This is a genomic window from Anabaena subtropica FACHB-260, assembly GCF_014697105.1.
Lineage (GTDB): Bacteria > Cyanobacteriota > Cyanobacteriia > Cyanobacteriales > Nostocaceae > Trichormus > Trichormus subtropicus.
In genome coordinates this window covers 227,656-234,055 of the sequence record NZ_JACJRF010000002.1, presented here as the reverse complement: position 1 = coordinate 234,055, position 6,400 = coordinate 227,656, and the positions used below count along the sequence as shown (strand labels likewise).

General features: G+C 43.5%; 5 protein-coding genes and 2 pseudogenes. 3 read left to right on the top strand and 4 right to left on the bottom strand.

The features are described from left to right. Positions 1 to 92 precede the first annotated feature (92 nt). Together H6G18_RS24655 and H6G18_RS02310 are read right to left on the bottom strand one after the other, a co-directional pair. Positions 93 to 751 (bottom strand): annotated as a pseudogene (locus tag H6G18_RS24655) (IS5 family transposase); the annotation flags it as partial. 134 nt (positions 752 to 885) lie between these two features. After that, positions 886 to 1,119 (bottom strand): annotated as a pseudogene (locus H6G18_RS02310) (RNA recognition motif domain-containing protein); the annotation flags it as partial. A gap of 227 nt (positions 1,120 to 1,346) precedes the next feature. Between H6G18_RS02310 and H6G18_RS24650 the strand changes: the two are divergent. Continuing rightward, entirely contained in the window at positions 1,347 to 1,463 is a 117-nt protein-coding gene (locus H6G18_RS24650) for a hypothetical protein (protein ID WP_242040148.1), read from the top strand. A 247-nt stretch (positions 1,464 to 1,710) separates the two neighbouring features. On the opposite strand, the gene H6G18_RS02300 is transcribed toward H6G18_RS24650, so the two are convergent. After that, on the bottom strand, positions 1,711 to 3,924 hold the full coding sequence (locus H6G18_RS02300) for a phosphoketolase family protein (RefSeq protein ID WP_190405454.1): 2,214 nt from the start codon (positions 3,922 to 3,924) through the stop codon (positions 1,711 to 1,713). A gap of 284 nt (positions 3,925 to 4,208) precedes the next feature. On the opposite strand from H6G18_RS02300, the gene H6G18_RS02295 reads away from it, so the two are divergent. Further along, entirely contained in the window at positions 4,209 to 5,000 is a 792-nt protein-coding gene (locus tag H6G18_RS02295) for a hypothetical protein (RefSeq protein ID WP_199311521.1), read from the top strand. A gap of 537 nt (positions 5,001 to 5,537) precedes the next feature. After that, positions 5,538 to 5,735: a hypothetical protein gene (locus H6G18_RS02290; RefSeq protein WP_190405453.1), complete on the top strand. Its 198-nt coding sequence runs from the start codon at positions 5,538 to 5,540 to the stop codon at positions 5,733 to 5,735. A 139-nt stretch (positions 5,736 to 5,874) separates the two neighbouring features. Here the strand turns inward: H6G18_RS02290 and H6G18_RS02285 are convergent, their stop codons facing one another. Then, positions 5,875 to 6,375: an acyl-CoA thioesterase gene (locus H6G18_RS02285; RefSeq protein ID WP_190405452.1), complete on the bottom strand. Its 501-nt coding sequence runs from the start codon at positions 6,373 to 6,375 to the stop codon at positions 5,875 to 5,877. Between the last annotated feature and the right edge of the window lie 25 nt (positions 6,376 to 6,400).

Below are 6,400 nucleotides of genomic sequence, written 5' to 3'. Positions count from 1 at the left end.
GATATCGGGCATGGGCTGATTGTGGTTTTTGAGTTGTCGTTGTGAGAGACAATAACTCTACTACATCGGCCCTCTCTCTTCATCCTCTTATTTTGGCTAAGGTATTGAATAAGATGACGGACTTTGTACAAATCCCGGTCGTAGTCACGAGGACTAGTACGGTTACGCTTGGGAGGAATCACTGCGGTTTTGCCCAGAGACTCAAGTCGCTCAATGACTCGCTCATCGGCATCATACCCTTTAGGAGCCAGTACTGTGTCTGCCAAAATATTAGGTAGTAGTTGGTCGGCTCCATCGAGGTCGCAAGCTTGCCCTGGTGTCAGGTGAAAACTCAGAGGGTTGCCTAAAGCGTCCACCACAGCATGAATCTTAGTACTCAATCCACCTTTGCTACGACCAATGGCTTCTGTGGATGGCTCCCCCCTTTTGCACCCGCACTATGCTTATGGGCGCGGACAATCGTCGAGTCAATCATCGCATATTCATTATCGGCATCGTCTGCTAACTCCTGAAACACCTTCTCCCAAACCCCTGTTTTTGACCATCTGCTGAAACGAGTATGAATCACCCGAAAATCTCCAAAGCGCTCCGGTAGATCCCACCAAGGGATACCGGAGCGGTAACGATACAACACTGCTTCTACAAACAATCGATTATCTTTAGCCGTGACTCCCACATAGCCCTCTCTCCCCGGCAACAGGTTTTTGATTCTCTCCCACTGGTCATCTCGTAGTGCGTATCGGCGTGTCATCCTTTCTCTGTTATTTATGTTTTCTTCAACAGTTCTGATTCCAGTTTATCTAATTGATGACACACCCTAAAATCCATCCTATGAATTCATCAATGGACTGAAAATTCCCTCTCTCAAATTTCCGGTTTCAACACTTAGTAGCGTCCGCGTCCACCGCCGCCACCATATCCGCCCTGTCTGCCACCAGAAGAACCTCTGTATTCTTTGGGCTTGGCTTTGTTAACTTTGAGGTCACGACCCATCCATTCAGCACCATCAAGACCTTCAATGGCAGCAGCTTCTTCGGCATCTGTTCCCATTTCCACGAAAGCGAAACCTCTCGGACGGACTGTTTCGCGGTCTGTAGGTACTTGAACCCGCTTTACAGTATGCCCTAGAACGCCTGAAAAAACGGCAACGTCCCAATGTTCCTACTCGTGATGCCTCATTATCATCTAGTAGCCAAGATATCTCAGATTCCAAGAGTCAAGATACCAAGATATCTAGTGAGCCGGATATTTTAGATTCTGAAAGTCAAGATATCTCGACATCTGGATATCAAGATATTAAGGTATCTACACATCCAGAACTCAAAACTAAGCAGAGTACCATTCGCTTGGAACCAGAACTGAGTGAACGCCTGAGTGAAGTGTGTAAAACCAATGGTATCAGCCGGGAAGTATTAATAGAAGCATTATTTGAACACTACTCGGCTGACCCCCAATGCGGTTAAGGCTGTGGTGATGTCATGCTCAACACTCTGCAAACCTTTGGTATCATCACCCTCACTGAGACGAATTTGGCGAATCTCCTGAAGATAATCTAACAGGCGTGTACCCAGTTTGTAAATATTGCTGTGTGTAGCTTGAAATTATTCTGAAGACATAATTGCTGAATCCTAAGTAGTAAAAGTTAATTTACTACTTAGTTATAACCCCATCTAAGTAAAAATCTAGATGGGATAGCGCAGTAAAAGTAATTTAATGCACTAATTCAATAGCCCGCTTTGTCAACGCTTCAGCAGTCAAACCATTAAACGCCATCAACTCACCAGCACTAGCTGTAGTTTCCCCACGCTTCCAGGCGAAGGTATCGCGCTTGCTGTTACTCCGCAACATGATGGGTTCTAACATCGCCGCCGCGCCACCAGTGACACCAATTAACGCATCACCAGCAAATAACTCGGCGAATTTGACATCATCAATGAAACCGTTATCAGCTTCAGAACAGGTATCCCAAGCTACATCATGAGAACGATATAAACGACGGGGGTTAATAACAGAAACTATCTTCACTCCAATACCTTCTGTTTCTAAAAATGCTGCGGCTTCAAATACGGGAATTAATGTCATATCACCAATGACAGCAAACACAACTTTCTTACCACCAGCAATTTCATGCAGCACTACTGCACCCTCTTCTAAACCTTGGCGGGTTTGGGCAAAAGTGGTGCGAATTGGTAAGGGTGATTTACTGGCGGTGATGACAATTCCTTTATTCTTAGTTGTTAACGCCCAGTCATAACAAACTTGGGTACTGTTAGCATCGGGGGGGAATACAGGAAAGACGTTACCGTTCCGCATCATGGATGCAAAGTAAGCTTCAATTTCAGGACGTTGGTGTGTCCAACCGTTGCGTCCTTGTTCTAGTGCGCCGGCTGTGAATAAGGTAATTGTGGAGGGAGTTGGGCGGCGTAATTCTGCCATTGCTTGGATGACAGTTTGCCAGATTGGTAAACCGTTGATGGCGAAAGATTCGTAAGAACACCAGAGAGTTCTTGCACCCATCAAAGACAAACCAACGGCTAAACCTGCACAAGCATCTTCACTCAATGGTTCGTAAACTTGTCCGTTTGGTGCTTGGTTATATAAGTCATCGGTAGTGGGATGGATAATCTTTAAGGCTTGGTTGATGTTACCAATACCTGATGCTTCGTTACCGTCGGCGTTGGTGACTAGGAAATTCGCATCTTTTTGTCCGACAATTCCCACCAGCCGTCCCATTGCGGTGGTGGAAACTTTGGGTTCGCCGCCTACTGCGTATTCTTCTAAAGGTAATGTGCCTAAATCCGGCAATGGTAACTCAAATTCTGTCACCACTGTTTTAGCTGCGGGGCCTCCACCTGCGCGTTCGGCGTTGGTTCTGACGATTTGCCAAGCTTCTAGGGGTAATGCACGGGTTTTTAAAGCACTCACAATGTGGGGTGCGTCTAGGGTGTCTTTGGGGTAGAGGTTGTGAGATTTCGCACCTCTGGCGTGAACACCTGCGCCTTTGAGTTGTTTGATGATGAAGACTGTCAGTTTACCACTGAGGGCGGAACGGGCGGCTTTGTCTACGGCTACAAGTACGGCTTTGGTAAAGGCGAGGCGTTGCTCAAAGGAAAAGGCCGTACTATCAACATAATCTCCTATTTGATTTTGGTCGTCAAATTCTTTGGCATCGACTAAGATGACTTCCTCAAATCCGTTACCTTGCCAATAGGCTGTCATCTGTGCATTGGTTTTGAGGGAAACCATGCTGTGATGTTCTTGGCTGTAACCGTTCCACACCAACACAGGTAAGAAATTGGTGACACTGGGATAGGCGGTGTTAAAGTGCGCCATTGAACTCATGATGTAGGGTTCACCTAGTCCACCGTCGCCGAGGGTGAAGGGGAAAAGTGTGTCACGGTGGAGGAGTGCAGCCGCCATTGCAAAGTGTTGTCCTTGTCCCAAGGGACCTGCTGGGGCGAGAATACCGGGGATGTAACCGGAAAGGTGTCCTAAAAGTCCATGCTTTTCACGGAAGCGATCGCGCAATTGTTGTACTGTGAAAATGTCCATATCCTCCAAGGAGCGATCAAGGAACATGGCGCTATAAAATCCGGGGGCATGGTGTCCGACTTCGGTAATAATATTCTTATACCCCAGCATGACCAAAGCTGCGTAAGCTTCTGCTTGGCTGGCGAATCCACCCGGATGCCCAGATGCCTTACTACCAGTGACTTGTAATGTTAGGTAGCGCAAGGCATCAGCAGCGAGTAAGGTTTGATATACAGCTTTAGTGTCTGTGGGATCGGCGATCGCTACTTTACCCGATTCTATCGCAGGTGTGGCACCATAAGTTTCAAAATCTGGCAGCATTTCACCAAAATATTGAATACCTTCCGAAAATTCGGGAAGCGCTGAAGATGCCTTTGGGGTGATTGCAGTCATGCTGAGTACCTGATAAGGATAACGGGAAACTATTGATGCTCGATGAAGTTAACAAAAATTTTACATCTTTAGCGTTGTATCAGTTTATAAGTGTTTTGCAATGCTAAATATAAGTATTTCCAATAGATTTGCTCACAATCATGAAAAATTTTGTCGTTTGGGTTGGAAGTACCATCTGACTTTTGTCGTTAATTTGCACTCCAGAGGTAAGGAGATACAAAGAAAATCCATTGAGTATTCAGACTGGGATAATAGTTACAACCACAAAGACGGAGATATTTAGCATGGCAGGCTCTATTTATCCATCGCCTGTAAATAAGTTATTAACCTACGGTGATTGTAGTAAAACGCGAGAAGTCCCTAATTATGTGCAGGAACTTGGTTTTAATGCAGACCATGTTCCTGACTTAATTCGCATGGCGACTGACAAAGAGTTAAATGCAAATGACCTTGATAGTTTAGAAGTTTGGAGTCCAGTTCATGCGGTGCGGGTGCTGACTCAACTCGGTGCAGAAGCAGCAATTCAACCCCTAGTGAATCTATTTCACGAACTCGATGATGATTGGATGCCCAATGAATTATTTGAGTTTTTTGCTACCATAGGGTCTGGTGCAATACCTACACTAGAAGCATATCTGGGAGATTCGTCTCATGATGCTTACCAACTTGCCTATGCTGCTACATCGTTAACTAAAATTGTTGAAAAGCATCCTGATTTGCGTGACCAATGTGTGGCTGTTTTAACACAAAAATTAGAAGATTTTGCCAATAATGACCCAGAACTTAACGCTTTTTTGATTGGTGAACTGCTGGATTTACAAGCTGTTGAATCTGCACCAGTTATGGAAGGTGCGTTCGCTGCTAATCGGATACCAATTTATATTGTCGGCGATTGGGACCAAGTACAGGTAGAGTTGGGATTGAAAACACGCGAAGAAGTTCCCGAAAAAAGGTTTCCACTAGAAGACATATTAAATTACTACAAGCAGGAACTTGAACAGCCACCGCTTGGTTTTGCACCTCCTGTGAGTAACAAACAGAAAAAGAAGCAGAAGAAAAATAAAAAGCGCAAGTAGTCCGTAATTCGTCATGTGCTTGAGATATGTTTCAAGTCCTTGGTAAACATACTGCATCGATGTACACCCTTGATGGTGTGCATCTCGATGCAGATATCTATCGCCCGCAGATGATGAGCCTCCGGTATTATTAATGTGAAAATTTTATGGTAAAGCGATCGCATCTTAGTATTCGGTCAAAAAAATCAATTTATATGAAGAAATATAAATTATTAGATGAGATAAGGTGAGTTATGTTGACGGTGCTTGACGCTGTGCAATCACAAGCCCTACAACTAATTTTTCTTTACATAATTATAAATATTTGAATTTACCTACTTATATAGTTTTGTCTAAGTTTTTGTAAAATCAGAATTCTCTTTGTTGATTTAGGATATATTATAGACTCGTTTATTATATATAAATGCCATGTCAACCAAGTAATAAAAATGACATAAATTATTTTCTTTAAAACTAGTAATTTCTTCAATTTAAAAAGTTACATTCACTAATCAATACCTTTCAACATAGGAAAGATATTTTCTAGAATTGATATTTATGATACCCACTCTTATTTTAGCTTGGATTGTATTCGTCATAGTTTGGAAGGTATTAAAAGCAACTATTATCAATGCCTTAACTATTGCAGCAATCCTTGTATTACTAAACATTGGCTTTGGCATTACACCACAAGATATTTGGCATCAAATTGTGCAGTTTGCTCAAACCTTATCACAATTCCAAAGCGGGAGATAAGGGCTAGAGGCGAGGAATGAGGGAGTAGGGAAAAAAATTATGTGATTTTGAATTTTGTTGGCGCAAGCCTTCTCTACGGAGGCGTTAGCCCAGGCGCAGGATATTTTGAATTGATTTTTCCCTAGTCCCCAATTCCGAATCAGTTATTGTGTAAAGCGGAAACCTTCGCCAAAGCATCCTTGACGTTTGCGGGTAGCTGGCGCATTATCTTACCTCTATCTCTATCTAAGGCTACTAACGTCACCTTGGCAGTAACAAATAGTTGCTGTTCATCAGGGGAAACAATGGCGTAATCCCAGTTGATGCGGACACCTGTAACATCTACCATACGCGCTTTTACCACAATAGCCATGCCTAACTGAATCGCACGATGATAGCGTATGGAAAGTTCTACTACAGGTAAATCACAGCCTAATGCAACTAAATCAGCAAACTCGATACCGATAGAACGCAAACATTCTACCCTTGCTTCTTCCATCCAAGTTAGATAAGTACCATGCCAAACAATACCTGCATAGTCAGTATGGTGGGGATGAACTCTCACCGGATACTCAAACCAACTCTCGAACTGACGTAGTGATAAAATTTCAATGTCATCAGTAGGTGGTAATTGTGCTTGACTAGATTGTTCTTCAGACATCTTCTTGTTTTTTAGTTACTAGGAT

Excerpts from the sequence above, each read along its gene's own strand:
- H6G18_RS02300 (WP_190405454.1), bottom strand. The coding sequence starts at position 3,924 with ATGACTGCAATCACCCCAAAGGCATCTTCAGCGCTTCCCGAATTTTCG.
- H6G18_RS02295 (WP_199311521.1), top strand. The coding sequence starts at position 4,209 with ATGGCAGGCTCTATTTATCCATCGCCTGTAAATAAGTTATTAACCTAC.
- H6G18_RS02290 (WP_190405453.1), top strand. The coding sequence starts at position 5,538 with ATGATACCCACTCTTATTTTAGCTTGGATTGTATTCGTCATAGTTTGG.
- H6G18_RS02285 (WP_190405452.1), bottom strand. The coding sequence starts at position 6,375 with ATGTCTGAAGAACAATCTAGTCAAGCACAATTACCACCTACTGATGAC.